This window comes from Nocardioides sp. YJ-D4, from assembly GCF_054031495.1.
This window is the reverse complement of record NZ_CM132932.1, coordinates 4,105,758-4,124,978: the sequence shown is the minus strand read 5'-3', so window position 1 is coordinate 4,124,978 and position 19,221 is coordinate 4,105,758. Positions and strand designations below refer to the sequence as shown.

The window sequence follows — 19,221 nt, the reverse complement described above, 5'->3', positions numbered from 1 at the left end:
CCGAGCGTCGACCCGGGGTCAGCGGACCCGTTCCTCGGCCGCGTTGAGGATCCCGATGATCTGGTCGTAGTCGCCACGCACCTCGGCGAATCGCAGCAGCTTGACCTGCTCCACGAGCACCTCGTGTGCCTCCGGATCGGCCTCGAGCAGCGCCATCACCTCGTCGATGTACGCCTCGAGCGGCATCGCGTGCTCGGAGCTCTCGTGGCCCGGCATCAGGGCCGTACGGACCGCCGGCGGGACGAGCTCGGTGACCTGGATCCCGATCGGCTCCAGCTGCATCCGGATCGACTCGGAGAGCTGGTGGATCGCCGCCTTCGTGGCGTTGTAGGTGGGCGTGAACCGCAGCGGCGTGTGGGCCAGCCCCGAGGAGACGGTGAGGATCGTGGCGCCGGGACGCTCGCGCAGCTGCGGTACCAGCGCGTCGATGAGCCGGATCGGACCGAGCAGATTGGTCACCACGGTCTCCTCGGCATCGGCGAGGAAGCCCCGCGTGGTCCAGTCCTCGGGGCGCATGATCCCGGCCATCGCGACGAGCACGTTCAGGTCCGGGAAGCGGCTGACCACGTCGGCGGTCGCCTCCGCGATCGAGGCGGCGTCGGCGGTGTCGATGCGGACGACCTCGAAGCCGTGCACCTGGGCCAGATCGGAGAGCAGCGACGTACGCCTGCCGCCGATGATGACGGTGTTGCCGCGCTCCTTGAGGCGCAGGGCGAGAGCGAGGCCGATCCCGGAGGTCGCGCCGGGGATGAAGATGGTGTTTCCGGTGATGTTCATGCCTCCACCCTGCGGCGGCGGCTCCGTCTGCGGGAGAGACCTGGTGATCGTGGGATCGGCGGTCCCTGGCTGCGTACGATCCCACCCCGCATCATGGATGCCATGGACCGTGCCTCCCTCGCCGACTTCCTCCGACGCCGCCGTGAGGCACTCCGCCCTCAGGACGTCGGCCTGGTCTCCGGACCGCGCCGGCGCACGCCGGGCCTGCGCCGCGAGGAGGTCGCCGCGCTGACCGGGATGTCGACCGACTACTACGTACGCCTCGAGCAGCAGCGCGGCCCGCAGCCCTCCGAGCAGATGCTCTCCGCGCTCGCCCGGGCACTGCGTCTGACCGTGGACGAGCGCGACCACCTCTACCGGCTGGCCGGACACAACGCCCCGCGGCGTACGTTCGAGGACGGCCACGTCGCCCCGGCGCTGCTGCGCGTGCTGGACCGGCTCGAGGACACTCCGGCGATGATCATGTCCGCGCTCGGCGAGACGCTGGTCGCCAACCGGCTGGCGACCACGATCTTCGGGGACCGGGTGGCGCTGACCGGCTGGGACCGCTGCGAGGCCTACCGCTGGTTCACCGATCCCTCGACGCGGGGCGTCTACCCGCCGGACTACCACGAGACGCACGGCCGCGGTCTCGTGGCGAGCCTGCGGATGGCCTACGGAGCACTCGGCGAGAAGTCCCGCGCCGGCGAGCTCGTACGCCTTCTGCTCCCCAGGTCCGAGGAGTTCCGCGAGCTGTGGGAGCGGCACGAGGTCACCCACCGGTTCGAGGACCACAAGACTCTGCTGCACCCACAGGTCGGGCGCATCGACGTCGACTGCCAGGTGCTGTCCGCCCAGGATCAGGGCCAGGCGCTGCTGGTGCTGACGCCGGTGCCCGGCAGCGAGGCGGAGGAGAAGATCCGGCTGCTCGCGGTCCTCGGCCACGAGGAGTTCAGCACGCCCTAGGAAGCGGCACCCTTGCCCAGGTCGAGGACGAGGACGGCCATGTCGTCGGAGGGCGGCACGCCGGAGAAGTCGGCGACCGCCCGCAGCAGCCGATCGGCGACGGCCTGGGCGCGCAGGTCGATGCCCGTGGCGAGGACGGCCTCGACCCCGGCCTCCTCGAACATCGCGTCCCCGGCACGCCGCTCGAGGACACCGTCGGTGACGACGACGAGCCGGTCGCCGCGCTCCACCGTCACCTCCTCCTCGATGTAGTCGACCGCGTCGAGCACCCCGAGCAGCGCCTGCGACCGGCCGACCCGACGTGCGGGAACACCAGGCCGGGCACGGGTGACCAGGAACGGTGGAGGGTGGCCCGCACAGACGAGCCGCACCCGGAAGCGGGAGGCGGCGGTGACCTCGAGCGTGCCGCACACCAGCGTGATGAACCGGCCCCGCAGGCCCTCGTCGCCGATCGCGGCGTTGAGCCGCTCCAGGGTCGGCGCGATCGGGATGCCGGCCCGCATCAGCGCCCGCACCGTGTGCCGCGACATCCCGGCGACCGCGGCCGCCTCCGGCCCGACGCCGCACACGTCGCCCACCATGAAGCCCCAGCGCCCGGCGCCGAGCGCGAAGATGTCGTAGAAGTCGCCGCCGGCTTCGTTGAACTCGCCGGTCGGCTCGTAGCCGACCCCGATGTCGACCCCCGGGATCTCCGGAAGGACGGCCGGCAGCAGGCTGCGCTGCAGGGACCGGCCGATCTCCTGGAGCTCGGTGTGGGCGCGAGCGTTGTCGATGGCCAGCGCCGCCCGGCGGGCCACCGCCTCGGCCACCATCAGGCGCTCGCGCCGCAGCGGCTCACCGGCCGGCCGCCCGAGGGTGAGCCAGCCGATGATCCGGTTGCGTGCCTCCAGCGGAAGGATCGCGATCTCACCCTCGACATCGGGCTCGGCCGGGGCCTCGGGGTCTTCCGGCTCCGCGTCCTCCAACGCGTCCCGCACCGCGTCGAGCTGGTGCTCGTCGGCGTGCCAGGCGAACTGGAGCCGAGGATGGTCACGGGCGTCGTTGAGGTAGATGCCGCACCACGTCGCCAGCCGCGGCACCACGATCTGTCCGGTCATCGCGGTCGTCGCCTCCAGGTCCAGGGACGCGGCCAGCATCACGCTGGCCTCGCTCTGGAACGTCAGCCAGGCGCGGCGCTCGCTGTCGGCAGCCCGCGTGGACGCCCGGTCGACGCTCGGCGCGGCCCAGTCCGCGACCCGCTGCAGCTCGGCGCCGTCCTCGGTCGCGAAGCTGCCCGCCCCCTTCTTCGCGACCGCCAAGGTGCCGATCACCCGGCCCTCGAAGGCCACCGGTGCGGTCACCAGCGAGCCCAGCTCCAGCTCTCGGAGCAGCTCGACCGGCGTTGCCCGCAGGTCGCTGATCGCCAGCGGACGGAACGAGGCCCTGAGGCTCGGCGCGCCGCCCTCGCCACGGCGCACGCTGCGCCCCTTGATCGGCGTCGCCGCTCCGCTCGTCGCGGCCACCACGAACTGGTCCTCCATCTCGTCCTCGAGCAGGAGGTACGCCGCATCGGCGTCGAATCGCTCCCGGGTCTGCTCCACGACGAGGTCGAGGATGTCCGCGAGCGCGAGCTGGTTGAGGGCCAGCCCGCTCAGCCCCAGCGGATCCCGGCCGGGCGTGGCCACACTCTCCCGGCGGCGTACGTCCTTGCCCTCCGGGACTCCCCCGTTGGGCGCCTCGACGTCGAGGGTCGTCTCCACGAGCGCGAACGCCGCCCACACCCGCTTGTGGTCCCGGCGGTACTCCACCCCCCACGCCGTCGACAGCGCCGAGGTGATGAGCAGCCCACGCCCGTGCTCGCCGGCCCCGGGCCGGGCGTTCGCACCGACCGGGAGCACCCGGGTCGGGTGCTGATCGAAGACGTCGATGCGGAGCCGGTCCTCCTCGCGTACGACCGCTACGGTCATGGGCGTGCCGGCGTGGGTCACCGCGTTGGTCACCAGCTCGCTGGTCAGCAGGACGACGTCGTCGAGGAGTTCGTCGAGGCCCCAGTCGGCAAGCACATCGCGCGCGAAACGGCGCGCTTCGGAGACCGACGTCGGTGCCGGCTCGAAGGTTCGAGAGAGTGTCTTGGCTCCGGTGCTCATGACCACCGCCGATTCTGCACCCGTTTGGCGCTGGTATGGCACTGATCACGGCAAGGTACCGGCAGGTAGGTCAAGGAATTACCAGAATCGGTGGTGAACGATCATTTGTCGGCCACGGTGAGCCGAGGAGTGCGACACTTCAGCAGACGCGTGTCTCAGCGCGAGAGGAGGCAGGGATGTCCTCATCGGTGGACTCATCGAAGTCGACCACGCTGCCCGAGCAGGTGACGGTCGATCAGGTCACGCTGCGCCAGCTCAAGGACGCGATGGCCGCGATGCGCGACGGCGTCTTCACCGGCCGGTTGGAGCCGGTCGACGGGCCCCTCGGCGACCTGGCCTCCATCCACAACGAGATCGCCGAACGGCTGAACCACCTGACCGGCGAGATCGCGCGCGTACGCCGTGAGGCGGGCCGCGACGGCCACCACGACGAACGGCTCCGGCCGAGCATCGGCGGCGGCGCCTGGGCCGGCGCCGTCGAGGACGCCAACAAGCTGGTCGCCGACCTGGCACGCCCCACCGCCGACGTCGCCCGGGTCGTCGCGGCGGTCTCCGCAGGCGACCTCACCCAGACGATGGACGTACGCCACGGCAGCCGCGCCCTCAAGGGCGACCCGCTGCTGGTCGCCAAGAGCGTGAACGGCCTGGTCGCCCAGCTCGCCACGATCACCGAGGAGATCGCCCGGGTCACCCGCGAGGTCGGCACCGAGGGCAAGCTCGGTGGCCGTGCGCGAGTGCGGAACGCCACCGGCACCTGGCGCGACCTCATCGATGCCGTCAACACGATGTCCTCGCGGCTGACCGCCCAGGTCCGCGACATCGCCGAGGTCACCACCGCCGTCGCCAACGGCGACCTGTCGCGCACGGTCACCATCGAGGTCTCCGGCGAGATGGCGCAGCTCAAGGACACCGTCGACCGGATGGTCGGCCAGCTGTCCTCGTTCGCCGCCGAGGTCACCCGCGTCGCCCGCGAGGTCGGCACCGAGGGCCGCCTCGGCGGTCAGGCCGACGTACGCGGCGTCTCCGGCACCTGGCGCGACCTGACCGACTCGGTCAACACCATGGCGTCCAACCTGACCTCCCAGGTGCGCGGGATCTCCTCGGTCGCCAAGGCCGTCGCCCGCGGCGACCTGTCGCAGCAGATCACGGTCACCGCGCGCGGTGAGGTCGCCGAGCTCGCCGAGACGCTCAACTCGATGACCGCCACCCTGCAGACCTTCGCCGACGAGGTCACCCGTGTCGCCCGTGAGGTCGGCACCGAGGGCCGCCTCGGCGGCCAGGCCGAGGTGCCCGGCGTGGCCGGCCGGTGGAAGGACCTCACCGACTCGGTGAACTCGATGGCGAGCAACCTGACCAACCAGGTCCGCGACATCGCCCAGGTCACCACCGCGGTGGCCGGCGGCGACCTGTCCCAGAAGATCACCGTCGACGTACGCGGCGAGCTCTACGAGCTCAAGACCACCGTCAACACCATGGTCGACCAGCTCTCCGCCTTCGCCGACGAGGTCACCCGCGTCGCCCGCGAGGTCGGCACCGAGGGCATGCTGGGCGGCCAGGCCGAGGTTCCCGGCGTCGGCGGTCGCTGGAAGGACCTCACCGACTCCGTCAACTCCATGGCGACCAACCTGACCAACCAGGTCCGCAACATCGCCCAGGTCACCACCGCCGTGGCCGGCGGCGACCTGTCCCAGAAGATCACCGTCGACGTACGCGGCGAGCTCGCCGAGCTCAAGACCACCGTCAACACCATGGTCGACCAGCTCTCCGCCTTCGCCGACGAGGTCACCCGCGTCGCCCGCGAGGTCGGTGGCGAGGGTCAGCTCGGCGGCCAGGCCGCGGTGCCCGGCGTCTCCGGCACCTGGCGCGACCTGACCGACTCGGTGAACTTCATGGCCGGCACGCTGACCGCCCAGGTCCGCAACATCGCCCAGGTGACGACAGCGGTGGCCCGTGGCGACCTGAGCCGGCAGATCACCGTCGACGCCCGCGGCGAGATCCTCGAGCTCAAGTCGACCATCAACACCATGGTCGACCAGCTCTCCTCCTTCGCGGCCGAGGTCACCCGTGTGGCCCGCGAGGTCGGCACCGAAGGCAAGCTCGGCGGCCAGGCCGACGTGCACGACGTCTCCGGCACCTGGAAGGACCTCACCGACTCGGTCAACTCGATGGCCTCCAACCTGACCTCCCAGGTCCGCAACATCGCCCAGGTCACCACCGCCGTCGCCCGCGGCGACCTGACCCAGAAGATCACCGTCGACGCCCGCGGCGAGATCCTCGAGCTCAAGTCGACCATCAACACCATGGTCGACCAGCTCGGCTCGTTCGCCGACGAGGTCACCCGTGTGGCCCGCGAGGTCGGCACCGAGGGCGCGCTCGGTGGTCAGGCCCAGGTGCCGGGTGTCGCCGGCACCTGGCGCGACCTGACCGTCTCGGTGAACTCGATGGCCTCCAACCTGACCAACCAGGTCCGCAGCATCGCCCAGGTCTCCAAGGCGGTCTCGCAGGGCGACCTGTCGCAGAAGATCTCCATCGAGGCCCGCGGCGAGGTCGCCGCCCTGGCCGGCACCCTCAACGCGATGGTCGACACGCTGCGTACGTTCGCGGACGAGGTCACCCGTGTCGCCCGCGAGGTCGGCACCGAGGGATCGCTGGGCGGTCAGGCCCACGTACGCGGCGTGGCCGGCACCTGGAAGGACCTCACCGACTCGGTCAACTCGATGGCCTCCAACCTGACCTCCCAGGTCCGCAACATCGCCCAGGTCACCACCGCCGTCGCCCGCGGCGACCTGACCCAGAAGATCACCGTCGACGCCCGCGGCGAGATCCTCGAGCTCAAGTCCACTGTCAACACCATGGTCGACCAGCTCTCCTCCTTCGCCGACGAGGTCACTCGAGTCGCCCGCGAGGTCGGCACCGAGGGCAAGCTCGGCGGCCAGGCCGAGGTCGCCGACGTCTCCGGCACATGGCGCGGGCTCACCGAGAACGTCAACCAGCTCGCGAGCACGCTGACCACCCAGCTCCGCGCGATCGCCGAGGTCTCCGCGGCCGTCACCCAGGGCGACCTGAGCCGGCAGATCACCGTCGGGGCCGCCGGTGAGGTGGCCGACCTGAAGGACAACCTCAACGAGATGATCGACTCGCTGCGGGAGACCACCAGGGCCAACGAGGACCAGGACTGGCTCAAGACCAACCTGGCCCGGTTCACCGGCCACATGCAGGGTGGGCGCGACCTGCTCGAGGTCGCCCGGCTGATCGTCTCCGAGCTCACCCCGCTCGTCGGGGCGCAACAGGGCTCGATCTTCCTCACCGACCAGTCTTCCGAGCACGTCGGACCGAAGGTCCTGCGCCGGATCGCCTCCTACGGCTACCAGCCGAGCGCCGACGTCCCCGACGTCTTCGCCGTCGGCGAGGGCCTGGTCGGGCAGGCGGCCTACGACCGCCAGCCGATCATCGTCCGCGACGTGCCGGCCGACTTCCTGCGGATCTCCTCGGGCCACGGGTCGGCGGCACCGACCTCGATCGTGGTGCTCCCGGTGGCGTTCGAGGAGAAGGTGATCGGTGTCGTCGAGCTGGCCTCGTTCCGGCCCTTCAGCGCCGTCCACATGCAGTTCCTCGAGCAGCTCGCGGAGTCGATCGGGGTCTCGCTCAACGCGATCATGGCCAGCTCCCGCACCGAGGAGCTGCTGGTCGAGTCGCAGCGCCTCGCCGCCGAGCTGCAGGACAAGCAGGACGAGGGCGAGCGGCAGCAGGTGGAGCTGCAGCAGACCAACGCGGCCCTCGAGGAGAAGGCGCGCCAGCTCGCCGACCAGAACCAGGCGATCGAGATCAAGAACCTCGAGATCGAGGATGCCCGGCGCGGCCTGGAGGAGCGCGCCGAGCAGCTCGCCCTCTCGTCTCGCTACAAGTCCGAGTTCCTGGCCAACATGTCTCACGAGCTGCGTACGCCGCTGAACTCGCTGCTCATCCTGGCGCGGCTGCTCTCCGACAACGTCGACGGCAACCTCAACTCCCGCCAGGTGGAGTACTCCCGCACCATCCACGGTGCCGGCACCGATCTCCTCCAGCTGATCAACGACATCCTCGACCTGTCCAAGGTCGAGGCGGGGAAGATGGACGTCCACGTCACCGACGTCGCGGTGACCTCGGTGGTCGAGTACGTCGAGGCGACCTTCCGGCCGCTGACCGCCGAGAAGGACCTCGACTTCATCGTCAGCGTCGACCCCGACGTGCCCCGCGTGCTGCGTTCGGACCAGCATCGGCTGCAGCAGGTGCTGCGCAACCTGCTCTCCAACGCGGTGAAGTTCACCGACGGCGGCGGGGTCCGGCTGCTGATCCGCAACGCCTCCGGCGAGCGCTTCTCCACACCCGGCCTGCAGCAGGCCGACGCGGTGCTGGCGTTCTCGGTGGTCGACACCGGCATCGGCATCCCGCCGGAGAAGCTGAAGGTCATCTTCGAGGCGTTCCAGCAGGCCGACGGCACGATCAGCCGCAAGTTCGGCGGCACCGGCCTCGGCCTCTCGATCAGCCGCGAGGTCGCCCACCTGATCGGCGGCGAGATCCAGGTCAAGAGCGACCCCGGACACGGCAGCTCCTTCACTCTGTACGTCCCCAGGATCAGCTCCGGGACGATCGAGGCGCAGCCACCGGTGCCTGCTGTCGACGAGCAGAGTGTGACCGACAGGAGAGCCGACCAGGTCCTGCTGGTCCTCAGCGGCGGCGGCGACGAGTCCGGTCCCGGCACCAGCGCCGTCGTGGAGGCCCTGTTCGGCTCGGTCGACGAGGTCGAGACGGTCTTCGGCAGATCGCCCGAGGAGGCTCAGGCGGTCCTGGCCGCCCGCGACGTCGACTGTGTGGTGCTGGACCTTCCGCTGGCGGACGGTGGCTTCGACGTGCTCCGCTGGATGCGCACCCACAAGCGCACCAAGAACATCCCCGTCGTGCTGAGCCGGGTCGGCGAGGTGACCAAGGCCCAGCAGAGCCGCCTGGACAGGTACGCCCAGGCGATGACCCTCAAGACGCCGGAAACCACCGAGGAGGCGATCGACGACGTGAGCGTGCTGCTGGGCCGTCCAGGGGCGCAGCCCCCCAGGACGTACGTCCCCGAGCCGGCCGATCCGAACGGCCAGTTCGTGGGTCGCAGGATCCTGATCGTCGACGACGACGTACGCAACGTCTTCGCGCTCACCAGCGCGCTCGAGCAGCACGGCATCGACGTCATCTATGCCGAGTCCGGGGAGGCCGGGATCGAGGCGCTCCAGCGGGAGCCGGGTGTCGACCTGGTGCTGATGGACATCATGATGCCGGGCATGGACGGCCTGACCGCGATGCGCCTGATCCGCGACATCCCGCAGTTCAAGAGCCTGCCGATGATCGCGCTGACCGCGAAGGCGATGACCGGTGACCGCGAGGACAGCCTCGCCGCCGGCGCCTCGGAGTACATCACCAAACCGGTCGACGTCGCCGACCTGCTCTCGCTGTTCCGGTTGTGGCTGTCATGAGCGAACGTCAGGGGACCGCGAAGATCCTCCTCGTCGACGACCATGCCGCCAACCTGGTCGCGCTCGAGGCCATCCTCGGCTCGCTCGACCAGACCCTCGTCCGCGCGGGGTCCGGTGAGGACGCACTCCGCGCCCTGCTCCACGACGACTTCGCGCTGATCCTGCTCGACGCGCAGATGCCGGGGATGGACGGCTTCGAGACGGCCACCCGCATCAAGGCGCGCGAGCGCACCAAGGACGTCCCGATCATCTTCCTGACCGCCAACGACTTCGACACCCACCTGGCCTATCGCGGCTACGCGACCGGCGCCGCCGACTTCCTCGCCAAGCCGTTCGACCCGTGGCTGCTGCGGGCGAAGGTGCAGGTCTTCGTCGACCTGTGGCACGCCAGCCGCAAGCTCAGCGTCCAGGCCGACCTGCTGCGCCGGTCCCTGGACGAGCGAGCCGCTCAGCCCGGACGGGTCGATGTCGATGTCGTCACCGACCTGCGGTCCCGGCTCGCCGGGGTGGAGGAGGCCGTGGCCGACCTCGACGCCGGCGGGGACATCGGCCTCGGCGGCGATGCCCGCCGCCGCCTCGGAAACCGGCTCGACGATCTCAGGCAGGCGCTCGACGCGCTGGGGTGATCAGACCAGGAGGGGTCAGATCCGTGCGCGGTAGGCCGCGAGGACCTGCTCCACCTTCTCCTTGTCGGCGTCCTGCAGCGGGATGAGCAGCTCGGCGACCACGTCGGTCAGCTCGGCGACGCGCCGGTTGAGCTGACGCTGCTCCTGCACCTCGGCCTCGAGCGCCTCGATGCGGCGCACCAGCGAGGCACGCGTACGGGCGGCGTCGCGGGCACCGCGAGCGATGTTCTTGATGCCGGAATCGTCGGACATGTCAGTTTCCTTCTGCACGGTTGAGGGGCGGCCAGGAGGCGCGGAGCCGCGCGACGCCCGGCAACGGGTTGCCGAGCATGTCCTGGCCTTCGTTGATCCCGAGGTGCTCGACCACGCCGCCGGCTGCCTCGATCTCGGCCTGGACGAGGGCGGGGTCGACACGGCGTACGAGGCCTTCGGGCTGTGGCTCGGGAAGGTTCTCACCGATGACCGCGAACTCGAGGTAGAGCTTGCCGCCACTGGGCCTCAGCGCCATCTTCGCCAGGGTCCAGAGCTGGCTCCGGGCCGCGCCGTCGAGGCAGCCGATCAGGTCTCGGGCATAGAGATGGTGCGGGTCGCGGGCCAGCCGCGCACCCAGCGTCAGCGTCGAACGGAGCTCGCCGAGGATGAGCTGCTCCGAGACCAGGGGGAGCTTGTGGCGCTCGGCCCGGCGGCGTACGGCGGCCACCGCGGCGCGGGAGAAGTCCACCGAGTGCACCTGGTGTCCCTTGCGGGCGAAGAAGCGGGCGTCACGCCCGATCGCGCCGGCGCCGATGTCGACCACTTTCGCGTCCTCGGGCAGCTGCCTCTGGACCCACGCGCCGAAGGCCGACTGCTTGCTCTCGAGCTCGCTCCCGTGGGTGTTGTGGAACTCGGTCCAGTGCCCCATGTCGGTGCGGAAACCACGCAGCCAGCCGTCCAGGCGGCGTACGCCGGCGGGCGGGTCGGCGTACTTGAACGACGGGTCCGGGGTGCGCCACTTCGGACCGTAGATGAAGGCCAGCATCTCCTCGGGCTCGGCGGGAGCCGGGAAGTCGTAGCCGTGCAGGTTGATCGTCGAGACCGGCAGGATCGCCTCGCGGCGCAGCCGTCCGGAGCGGTTGCCGAGCTGGTAGAAGACCGGCTCGCCGTCCTTGTCGGGCACGTAGAACGCCACGAAGATGTCGATGTGCACCTTGCGGCCGTCCGAGACCTGGTGCAGCACCTTGATGTCGCCGCCGGACATCCGCAGGACGCTCCAGCCGCGCTCGCGCATGGTGCGCTCGATGGCGTACGACTCCGAGATGATCTCGGCGGGAACGGTGTGCTTGGAGAGGTAGCAGACGTCGGTGTCGGAGTCGTGGCCGAGCATCCGGCCCTCGCGGATCGCGCCGAGGAGCGCGCCGTAGTTGAGGTAGGCCTCGACGCCGACCACGTCGCGGAGGTCCGCGAGGACACGCTGGGTGCCGTCGAGGATCTCCGCGCGGATACTTTCGTCGGTGGCCTCGAAGGAGCGGGTCAGGTGGCCGACCTTGTCGACACTGAGCGGGTTGCCGCTGCCGTCGACGATCGAGATGGTGCCCTCACCGGAGCCGAGGACGACCTTGTCCTCGAAGAGCACCTCGCCCTCGTAGTCGGCGATGGTGATCGTCGCGGTGCCGTCCAGGAACCGGGTGAGCACGGTGGGCCACGGCACCATGGTGCCCCCATCGACCGGGTGGCCGTCGCGCTCGGGCGTGAGGGACCAGACGTACTGGCCGTCGACGGAGAGAATCAGGACCGGCGTCGAGGAGTCCCGCACGAGGACCCCTTCGTCGGAGATCTCGAACTGTCCGCCAGGAGTGGGGGCACTGCCGGTCACGAGACCTGGGCATCCTCTCGCGCGATGGCCTTCCGCAGAGCGGTGCTGCTGGTCTGGAGCGTGTAGGGGAAGTAGACGACCTCGACACCGACCGACGCCATCTTCTTCTCGAGCGCGTCGCCCTTCTCGGTGCCCTTCCAGTCATCGCCCTTGAAGAGGTGGGTGAACCCGACCTCGCGCCAGGAGTCGACCTTGTCGGTGGTGCGCTCGGCGTAGACCGCGTCCACGATCCCGATCGCCTCGACGATCTCGAGCCTCTCGACGAGCGGGACGGTCGGGATGATCCCCTTGGTCGTCTCGCAGACCTCGTCGGAGACCACACCCGCGATCAACGTGTCGCAGCGCTCTCGCGCCTGGCGCAGCATGTTGAGGTGACCGATGTGGAAGAGATCGAACACGCCAGGTACGTAACCGATGACCGGTCCCATGCCCACGCTTCCTCCAAGTGTTTGTCGATTAGTTTGGGCGACTTTACACCCTGCTCCCCCACGACCTTGATACAGGCCAGTATCCATACCACCCTGCGCGTCCCCGCAATCAGCAACGCGACACGCGGGCGTATGCAGGAAGCCCGGTGACCTTACACGAAGATGAACGGCGCGTGGCCATCAATGACGAACCCCGGGGTCAGCTGGGCGGCATGACCCCGAGGACGACGAGCAGTCCGGGAAGGCCCAGGAACAGCAGCCCGAGAAGGACCGGGCCGCCGAGCACGCCCAGGACAATGGTGACCTTCGAGACGGCGTACCGCCGCAGGTAGGACACGGCGAGCACCCCGAATCCGGCGGCCGAGACGACCGACCCGAGGAGGTACGCCACGGAACGCGGGCCGAGGTCGGCCGGGTCGCCGCTCGCACCCACGAGGATCGCGCCGGCCTCCGCCGTGCTGCCGACGGCGTCGAGCGCGAGCGTCGCGAACGCACCCCAGAGAAGCACCGACATGGCCCATGGCGTCACGAACCGCGCCGGGCGCGCGGCCACCGACAGCAGCGCCACCGCGGCGCCCAGCACCTTCAGGCCCGTGACGGTCCAGTTCATGACCGAGAGGCCAGTGGCGTACTCGGCGTAGCGGCCCTCGGCGAAGCGATCGGTGAGCTCGAAGGTCACGTTCGCCGCAGCGAACGCCAGACAGCCCAATGCCATCAGCACCGCGACAGCGATGACGGCAGGGCTTGCGGCCCGCGCCGCGGGCGCGACCGGCCCCTTCTGGCTCGCGAGAGTCGTCATGGTCCCGACGCTACGAATCCCTGAGCGGCGAGGACATCGGGGGATCCCCTACCTGTACCCGGGTTTCGAGTGCCGCCGGCGACATCGCCGCGCGCTACGGTCGGTTCATGGATGTCGTCGAGGTCGACGGGTTGCGCATCGCCTTCCGACGGGCCGGGAGCGGTCCTGCGGTCGTGTTCGTCCACGGCGGCGCCGAGGACGGCCGTGCCTGGAGCCCACAGCTCGACGCGCTCTCGGACGAGTTCACCGTCATTGCCTGGGACGAACCGGGCGCCGGTGGCTCCGGCGACGTGCCGGGAGGTTTCGCACTCAGCGACTACGCCGACTCCCTGGCCGGGCTTCTCCGCGCTCTCGACGTCGCTCCGAGCACGCTCGTCGGGCTCTCCTGGGGAGTGACCGTCGTCCTCGAGCTGTACCGACGCCATCCCGATGTCGTCCGCAGTCTTGTCCTGGCGGACGGCTATGCCGGGTGGCGTGGCTCCTTGGGGCCGACCGAGGCCGACGCCCGCCTCGCGGGCCTGCTCGACCAGCCGGCAGACAGCTTCGACCCGACCCTCCCCGGGCTCTTCGCCGGCACTCCGCCGGCGAAGTTCGTGCCCCTGCTGGAGGCGATGGCAGCCGACGTACGCCGCCACAGCATGCTGACCGCCCTGACCGCGATGGCCCACGCCGATCTGACGGATGTACTCGGGACCATCCAGGTGCCCACCCAGCTCATCTGGGGCGCTCTGGACGCCCGCTCGCCCCTGTCCGTCGCCCACGACTTCCAGCGCCTCATCCCGGGAGCGGACCTCGCCGTCATCCCCGGCTGCGGCCACGTCAGCAACCTCGAAGACCCGGAGGCGTTCAACGACATCCTCCGCTTCTTCCTCCGCCGTCACCCCGCATGAGTCGCACTCCGGAATCACATGGTCCGGAACGGGTGAGGCGCGTCGACTCGGGGGCCACGCAGGCTCGTCGCGGGACCGGACAGACCGAGGTGAGAGGTGGAACAGTGGGCGACGAGAGCATGCTGGAGATCGCGCGGCGGAACATCGCGGTGCCCGACGTGGTGCCCTCACCGCTGGGCGACATCAAGTTCTTCGACGGGGTGCCACTTCCGGGGTCTGTCGACACGATCTACGACCTGCTCGATCTCACCCGGGCGATCGAGGTCTACCTCAACACCATCCCAGGTGCCTCCCTCGTGGCGATGCGCAGCGGGTTCCGCAGCGTCGGCCTCGACGGCAACACCGTGCTCGGCTTCACCGACCCTCGCGCGAACTCGGGCTCCTTCTTCCTGACGCCGAACACCGAGACGACGTACGGCTCGATGTTCCTCGACCTGCGCGACGGCCCGCTGGTCGTCGAGAACCCGCCGAACTCCCTGTGCGTGCTCGACGACTTCTGGTTCCGCTACGTCGCTGACCTCGGCATCGCCGGGCCCGACAAGGGCGCGGGCGGCAAGTACCTCTTCCTCCCTCCGGGATACGACGGCGAGGAGCCGGACGGCTATTACGTGTTCCGCACGCCGACGTACTCGAACTGGCTGGTCGTCCGCGCCCTCGGCGGCGTTCCCGACATCAAGAAGGTTCGGGTCTATCCGCTCGCGCAGGCCGACGACCCGCCGGCGATGAGCTACCTGAACATGGCCGATCTGACCCAGAACACCATCCACGCGAACGACTTCTCGTTCTTCGAGGAGATCGACACGCTCGTGCAGGAGGAGCCGGCCGACGCGCTGGATCCGGAGCGCGCGGGTCAGTGCGCCTCGATCGGGATCGTGCACGGTCAACCGTTCGAGCCCGACGAGCGGATGCGCCGGATTCTCACCCAGGCCGCTCCTCTGGCGGCCGCGATCACCCGGGCACTGGTCTACAAGCCACGCGACCCCGACGCGTACTACTACCCCGACAGCAACTGGCTGGCCGCGTTCGTCGGCGGCAGCTACGAGTTCGAGCGCAACCACGCCCGGCTGCTGGACGCCCGCGCCCAGTTCCACTACTTCGCGACCGTGATCACGCCGGCGATGGCGCACGCCCAGGTGGGCGCGGGATCGGCGTACGCCTACACCGCGATGGACTCGACGGACGCCTGGCTCGACGGCGGCCGGACCTACCGGCTCACCCTGCCCGCGGGCATCCCGGCGAAGAACTTCTGGTCCGTCGACCTCTACGACACCCAGACCCGCTCGCTGCTGGAGACCGACACCCCGTACCCGGCCCTGATGAGCCTGTCGAACACCGTCGCGACGAACGACGACGGCAGCGTCGATCTGTGGTTCGGACCGACGGCGCCCGATGGCCGCAAGGCGAACTGGATCCAGACCGTGCCGGGCAAGTCCTGGTTCGCCATGCTGCGGCTCTACGGACCTCTGGAGGCGTGGTTCGACAAGACCTGGCGCCCCGGCGAGATCGAGCCCGCGGACGAAGTCAGCTGACGCGCCCGGACACCGGTCGGACGAGGAACATCAGGAGTGACTACCTGCTCCCCGGGTAGGAGTCGAACCTACGTCGCTAGTCCTGATTCAAAGGACTCGTGTCAGTGTTCAGGGCGTTCAGATCGCCTCGTCGACCCCCGATTTGAGCGGGCTGCGATGGGCTTTCGTCCGACCGTATCCACCTCGCGGTTAGCAACCAGTGTTAGCAACATCCCCGTCACAGCGTCGGTCCGTATCGCGGGGGCGGAGCGTTTCCCGGTCCGGCATCTGGCCCCCTTGGCGGGGGTCTGGGGGCTTGCCCCCACGCTGCCCAACACCATCAAACATAGAGGCGTCGCGGGGAGTGTCCCTTCCGGCAGCAACGCCCACCTCCCCCTCGTCATCGGCCGAGGTCCTGGAGCGGGCTGGTTCGTGTTGACGACGACGCTAGGACTTCCGCTGCTTGCGCCGTTCGATGAACTTGCGTCCGTTGTCGCGGAGACGGTCGTAGCGGGTGCCGACGTACAGGAGGGCGAACCCGAGGGCGACGACGCCGGCCAGGCCGAGGGGGTCGGAGATGAGGTCGACGAGCGGGTTGTACATGACCGAGGAGGTTAGCGGTCGATAGGGCTCGCGACGACCGGAATGGTTGATCCGGCATCGCGGGCTGCTTCGGTTGAAGAGTGAGCGCTTGGTCTACGGACTGGGCGCTCTTCTTCATTTGCGCGGCACGTAGGGGGACCGGCCGCCAGGCCGCACGCCCCCGGAGGCCGCGCACGCGGCCGGAGGCCGCCTTGAGTCAGTAGAGAAAGTTCTCACGAGCGACCGGGAAGCCAGCCGCTCGTACCGACTGGAGACGCGTGAGGTGGTCTGCCCTCTGATCCGCGACACCTAAACCACGGGCAACGGCATGGCTGGAAGGGCGAGAATGAGGCGGTGGGCATCTCCGTTGAACTCCGGGACGAGGCTGGTCGAACGGTCACTAGGCTGGCTGACCCGTCAGGTGGCACTTTCGATGCCGCAGGCGACTTCGATCGCTTCGTAGGTCAGTCGCCATACGGCCAAGTGAGTGACGGCTTACCTTTTCTGAAGTCGGTCGACCCATTCGGCACAACAGTGATGCCTTCGGGGGTCATGCCTCGCCTAATCAGTGACTGTGTGCGCGCGCTGGCCGCGGCAACTGCCGGTCCTGAGCGCAGAGGGCTCCTGCGTCTTCAGGTCTTGGCTAATGAGTGTTCTAAGCGCCCCGGCTCGGCACTCCACTGGATCGGCGACTGACGCGTGTCGGCTGGCGGAGAGCAGCCAGAAACTCGGCGGGCCGCCCAGCGTAACTATCAAGCAAGAGCGCTGTCCCTTCCCCGGGCAAAGGGCCTATGGTCGGGTATGCACGAATGAATGAAAGGGATGAAGGGTGACAGACGCAGCGCTCGTACGGATCGGCGGCGAACTCCGCCGTTATCGCGAGGACGCTGGGCTCTCGGGCTCGGCGGTTGCCCGCGAACTCGGGTGGTCCCAACCGAAGGTGTCCAGGGTCGAGACTGGTCGCTTTGGTGCCTCACTCGAAGAGATTGCGACGCTGCTCGACTACTACGGCGCTCCCGAAGAGGTCAGAGCGGAACTTCTCGCGACCGTGGCCCGACGGGAAGGACTGGCGGGGGCCTGGGTGGTTCGTGCTGGAGGGAGTCGCCGCCGTCACGGCGAGCTTCGCGCCATAGAGCAACGCGTCACCCGACTTCGCCAGCATCAAGGCCTGATGGTCCCCGGTCTTCTGCAGACCAGAAGGTATGCACGCGGCGTGGCTGACGCCCTCGGTCTCGCTGATAGTGACGCCATCGCAACGCGTCGTGTTGCTCGTCAAGATGCGTTCATGTCCGAAGGATCAGCGCGCTACGAAGTAGTTCTAGATGCCCGCGCGCTGATGCGCTGGCCTGGTGAGCCCGCCGTGATGGCGGAGCAACTGCAGCACCTGGCCGACGTCGACCCCACACGGGTCGACTTGAGGATTCTTCCGCCTGGGGGCGAAGCTGCAGCATTCGCCATTGCTGGGTTCCTGATCTACGACTTCACCGACGGCAGGCCGTCCGTGGTGATGCTCGAATCGTTGACGGCTGACACGTACCTCTCTGACGAGGTCGACGTGTCGGCGTACGCCTCAACCTTCGAGCGGTTGCAGGAAGACGCCCTCGACCTCGAGGCGTCCCGGCAGTATTTGGTGACCACGCTTCGCAACCTGCGAGGCACAGAGGGATGAGGAGTGCTCGATGAATGACAAGTGGCAGAACGCGCGTTGGCGGAAGAGCACCGGCAGCGACTCGGGCGCGTGCGTCGAGGTGGCCGAGGTCGACGGCATCGTCGGCGTACGCGACACCAAGGCGAACGGCGCTGGCCCTGTCCTGGAGTTCAATCGCAAGGAGTGGGAGGCGTTCTTGCTGGGCGTCGGAAACGGTGAGTTCACCATGGAGGCGCTGAGCAAGTGAGTGCACCAGTGGAGGTCAGAGAGCCAGGAACCAGCCCGCGCGGGCTCGGGCGTCTGCTGGCCTCCACTGGCGTTTCCATGATCGGGCAGGGGGCAGCGACGGCGGCCGTGCCACTGCTCGCCGCCTCTCTCACTCGGGACCCGCTTCTCGTGTCGCTTGTAGTGGCCGCTTCGTACGCTGCGTGGCTTGTTGTCGGTCTCCCGGCCGGCGCTCTGGTCGATCGGTGGCCACGGCGGCAGACGATGGTCATCGCGGACCTGGTGCGCGTGGTTCTCCTGGCGCTCGTCGCGGCGGGCGTCCTCGTGGAATGGCTCCCGATATGGGGCCTGATTGCCGTTGTCTTCATGATCGCGTGCGCCAGCTGCTTCTTCGATCCGGCCGCACAGGCCGCAATCCCGGTTCTCGCGACCCGTGAGCCTGCGGCACTTGCCAAGGCCAACGGGCATCTCTGGACGCTCGATATCTTCGGCCGCTCGCTGGTTGGTCCGCCACTGGGTGCGGCGCTCTTCGCATCGGCTGCGGTGCTTCCGTTCGCCCTGAACTCGGTGACGTTCCTCGTCTCCGCGCTCCTGTTGGTCGGCCTCTCAGGGCTCGGCCGCGCTGAGCATCCTGATGGAGCCCAACCGGTCCATCACGCGGTGCGAGACGGCGTTCTCTACCTCGTGCGGCACCCGGGCCTGCGCCTGCTCACATTCGGAATCGGGACTTACAACTTCGGCTACAACATCGCCTTTGCAATCCTCGTGCTCTTTGCTCAAGACACCCTTGGCCTTCGTGACCAAGGCTTCGGCATCCTGCTCGCGATGCTCGCGGTTGGCGGCGCGGTGGGAGGCTGGCTCGGACCCCGTGTGCATCGGGTCCTGTCGGCCGCCTCGACGTACTCCCTTGCCCTCGCGGTGCAAGGCATCGCCTGGCTCGTGGTCGTCACCACGCAGAACGTGTATGCGTCGGGCGCTGCGCTCGCCGTTGTCGGTCTCGCTTCAACGGTGGTCAGCGTGGTCGGTGGGACGGCTCGTCAGACCCTGACCCCCGATCATCTGCTCGGCCGGATCACGGCAGGTACACGCGTTGTGGGTGTCGGGGTTGCCGCACTTGGTGCGGTCGTTGGGGGAGCCGTGGCATCCGCTGTGAGCCTCGATGCTGCCCTACTCCTGGCCTGCGTGGTCCTCGTTGCTGGTGCCGTGGCGTTCCTGCCCGCGGCACGCGCCCGCCGCGTCTGAGCCTCCTTCGAGCAAGTTCCGGGCGTTGCCCTTGACTCTCGCTATTCACTCGTGCATAGTCATGGTTATGCAGTA

General features: G+C 69.0%; 15 protein-coding genes. 8 read left to right on the top strand and 7 right to left on the bottom strand.

Features of this window, described 5'->3' with window-relative positions; all coding sequences use genetic code 11:
- Positions 1 to 18 precede the first annotated feature (18 nt).
- Positions 19 to 777, bottom strand: a complete 759-nt coding sequence (locus ACW14X_RS19845; RefSeq protein ID WP_457163044.1) for an SDR family oxidoreductase — start codon at positions 775 to 777, stop codon at positions 19 to 21.
- Positions 778 to 879: 102 nt separating this feature from the next.
- Here ACW14X_RS19845 and ACW14X_RS19840 point away from each other — a divergent pair, with 102 nt between their 5' ends.
- Positions 880 to 1,722 carry a helix-turn-helix transcriptional regulator gene (locus tag ACW14X_RS19840; protein ID WP_457163043.1) on the top strand — a complete coding sequence of 281 codons (843 nt, stop codon included), beginning with the start codon at positions 880 to 882 and terminating at the stop codon, positions 1,720 to 1,722.
- Here the strand turns inward: ACW14X_RS19840 and ACW14X_RS19835 are convergent.
- A complete protein-coding gene (locus tag ACW14X_RS19835; protein ID WP_457163042.1) occupies positions 1,719 to 3,848 on the bottom strand; it encodes a SpoIIE family protein phosphatase in 2,130 nt (709 codons plus the stop codon). The two genes, ACW14X_RS19840 and ACW14X_RS19835, sit on opposite strands and share 4 nt — an antisense overlap.
- Positions 3,849 to 4,024: 176 nt before the next feature.
- Between ACW14X_RS19835 and ACW14X_RS19830 the strand changes: the two genes are divergently transcribed.
- The gene (locus ACW14X_RS19830; RefSeq protein WP_457163041.1) at positions 4,025 to 9,346 is read left to right on the top strand and encodes a HAMP domain-containing protein; all 5,322 of its coding nucleotides are present in this window, start codon (positions 4,025 to 4,027) and stop codon (positions 9,344 to 9,346) included.
- On the top strand, positions 9,343 to 9,972 hold the full coding sequence (locus tag ACW14X_RS19825; protein ID WP_457163040.1) for a response regulator: 630 nt from the start codon (positions 9,343 to 9,345) through the stop codon (positions 9,970 to 9,972). Before ACW14X_RS19830 ends, ACW14X_RS19825 begins: the two co-directional genes overlap by 4 nt.
- 15 nt (positions 9,973 to 9,987) lie before the next feature.
- Here ACW14X_RS19825 and ACW14X_RS19820 read toward each other — a convergent pair whose 3' ends face one another.
- From ACW14X_RS19820 to ACW14X_RS19805, 4 genes are all read right to left on the bottom strand, one after another.
- A complete protein-coding gene (locus ACW14X_RS19820; protein WP_160027198.1) occupies positions 9,988 to 10,224 on the bottom strand; it encodes a DUF6752 domain-containing protein in 237 nt (78 codons plus the stop codon).
- 1 nt (position 10,225) lies between these two features.
- Positions 10,226 to 11,824 carry a class I SAM-dependent methyltransferase gene (locus ACW14X_RS19815; protein ID WP_457163039.1) on the bottom strand — a complete coding sequence of 533 codons (1,599 nt, stop codon included), beginning with the start codon at positions 11,822 to 11,824 and terminating at the stop codon, positions 10,226 to 10,228.
- Positions 11,821 to 12,252, bottom strand: coding sequence for an adenylyltransferase/cytidyltransferase family protein (locus ACW14X_RS19810; protein WP_141806140.1), 432 nt, complete (start codon positions 12,250 to 12,252; stop codon positions 11,821 to 11,823). The genes ACW14X_RS19815 and ACW14X_RS19810 overlap by 4 nt, the downstream gene beginning before the upstream one ends.
- Before the next feature lie 199 nt (positions 12,253 to 12,451).
- Positions 12,452 to 13,051, bottom strand: coding sequence for a hypothetical protein (locus ACW14X_RS19805; RefSeq protein ID WP_160027194.1), 600 nt, complete (start codon positions 13,049 to 13,051; stop codon positions 12,452 to 12,454).
- Positions 13,052 to 13,158: 107 nt separating this feature from the next.
- Between ACW14X_RS19805 and ACW14X_RS19800 the strand changes: the two genes are divergently transcribed.
- Complete coding sequence (locus ACW14X_RS19800; RefSeq protein ID WP_160027192.1) at positions 13,159 to 13,941, top strand: alpha/beta fold hydrolase; 783 nt, start codon at positions 13,159 to 13,161, stop codon at positions 13,939 to 13,941.
- A 104-nt stretch (positions 13,942 to 14,045) separates the two neighbouring features.
- Complete coding sequence (locus ACW14X_RS19795; protein WP_457163038.1) at positions 14,046 to 15,470, top strand: DUF1254 domain-containing protein; 1,425 nt, start codon at positions 14,046 to 14,048, stop codon at positions 15,468 to 15,470.
- A 426-nt stretch (positions 15,471 to 15,896) separates the two neighbouring features.
- On the opposite strand, the gene ACW14X_RS19790 is transcribed toward ACW14X_RS19795, so the two are convergent.
- Positions 15,897 to 16,052, bottom strand: coding sequence for a hypothetical protein (locus tag ACW14X_RS19790; RefSeq protein ID WP_457163037.1), 156 nt, complete (start codon positions 16,050 to 16,052; stop codon positions 15,897 to 15,899).
- A gap of 808 nt (positions 16,053 to 16,860) precedes the next feature.
- Here ACW14X_RS19790 and ACW14X_RS19785 point away from each other — a divergent pair.
- The 3 genes from ACW14X_RS19785 to ACW14X_RS19775 are packed head-to-tail and all read left to right on the top strand — an operon-like array spanning position 16,861 to position 19,146.
- Complete coding sequence (locus ACW14X_RS19785; protein WP_457163036.1) at positions 16,861 to 17,700, top strand: helix-turn-helix domain-containing protein; 840 nt, start codon at positions 16,861 to 16,863, stop codon at positions 17,698 to 17,700.
- A 10-nt stretch (positions 17,701 to 17,710) separates the two neighbouring features.
- On the top strand, positions 17,711 to 17,926 hold the full coding sequence (locus ACW14X_RS19780; protein WP_336735698.1) for a DUF397 domain-containing protein: 216 nt from the start codon (positions 17,711 to 17,713) through the stop codon (positions 17,924 to 17,926).
- Entirely contained in the window at positions 17,923 to 19,146 is a 1,224-nt protein-coding gene (locus ACW14X_RS19775; protein WP_457163035.1) for an MFS transporter, read from the top strand. Before ACW14X_RS19780 ends, ACW14X_RS19775 begins: the two co-directional genes overlap by 4 nt.
- The last annotated feature ends 75 nt before the right edge of the window (positions 19,147 to 19,221 follow it).

Bases quoted from the DNA above. Each gene is read 5' to 3' on its own strand.
- ACW14X_RS19780 (WP_336735698.1), top strand. From the start codon at position 17,711: ATGAATGACAAGTGGCAGAACGCGCGTTGGCGGAAGAGCACCGGCAGC.
- ACW14X_RS19800 (WP_160027192.1), top strand. From the start codon at position 13,159: ATGGATGTCGTCGAGGTCGACGGGTTGCGCATCGCCTTCCGACGGGCC.
- ACW14X_RS19810 (WP_141806140.1), bottom strand. From the start codon at position 12,252: ATGGGACCGGTCATCGGTTACGTACCTGGCGTGTTCGATCTCTTCCAC.
- ACW14X_RS19830 (WP_457163041.1), top strand. From the start codon at position 4,025: ATGTCCTCATCGGTGGACTCATCGAAGTCGACCACGCTGCCCGAGCAG.
- ACW14X_RS19825 (WP_457163040.1), top strand. From the start codon at position 9,343: ATGAGCGAACGTCAGGGGACCGCGAAGATCCTCCTCGTCGACGACCAT.
- ACW14X_RS19805 (WP_160027194.1), bottom strand. From the start codon at position 13,051: ATGACGACTCTCGCGAGCCAGAAGGGGCCGGTCGCGCCCGCGGCGCGG.
- ACW14X_RS19820 (WP_160027198.1), bottom strand. From the start codon at position 10,224: ATGTCCGACGATTCCGGCATCAAGAACATCGCTCGCGGTGCCCGCGAC.
- ACW14X_RS19835 (WP_457163042.1), bottom strand. From the start codon at position 3,848: ATGAGCACCGGAGCCAAGACACTCTCTCGAACCTTCGAGCCGGCACCG.
- ACW14X_RS19790 (WP_457163037.1), bottom strand. From the start codon at position 16,052: ATGTACAACCCGCTCGTCGACCTCATCTCCGACCCCCTCGGCCTGGCC.
- ACW14X_RS19845 (WP_457163044.1), bottom strand. From the start codon at position 777: ATGAACATCACCGGAAACACCATCTTCATCCCCGGCGCGACCTCCGGG.
- ACW14X_RS19840 (WP_457163043.1), top strand. From the start codon at position 880: ATGGACCGTGCCTCCCTCGCCGACTTCCTCCGACGCCGCCGTGAGGCA.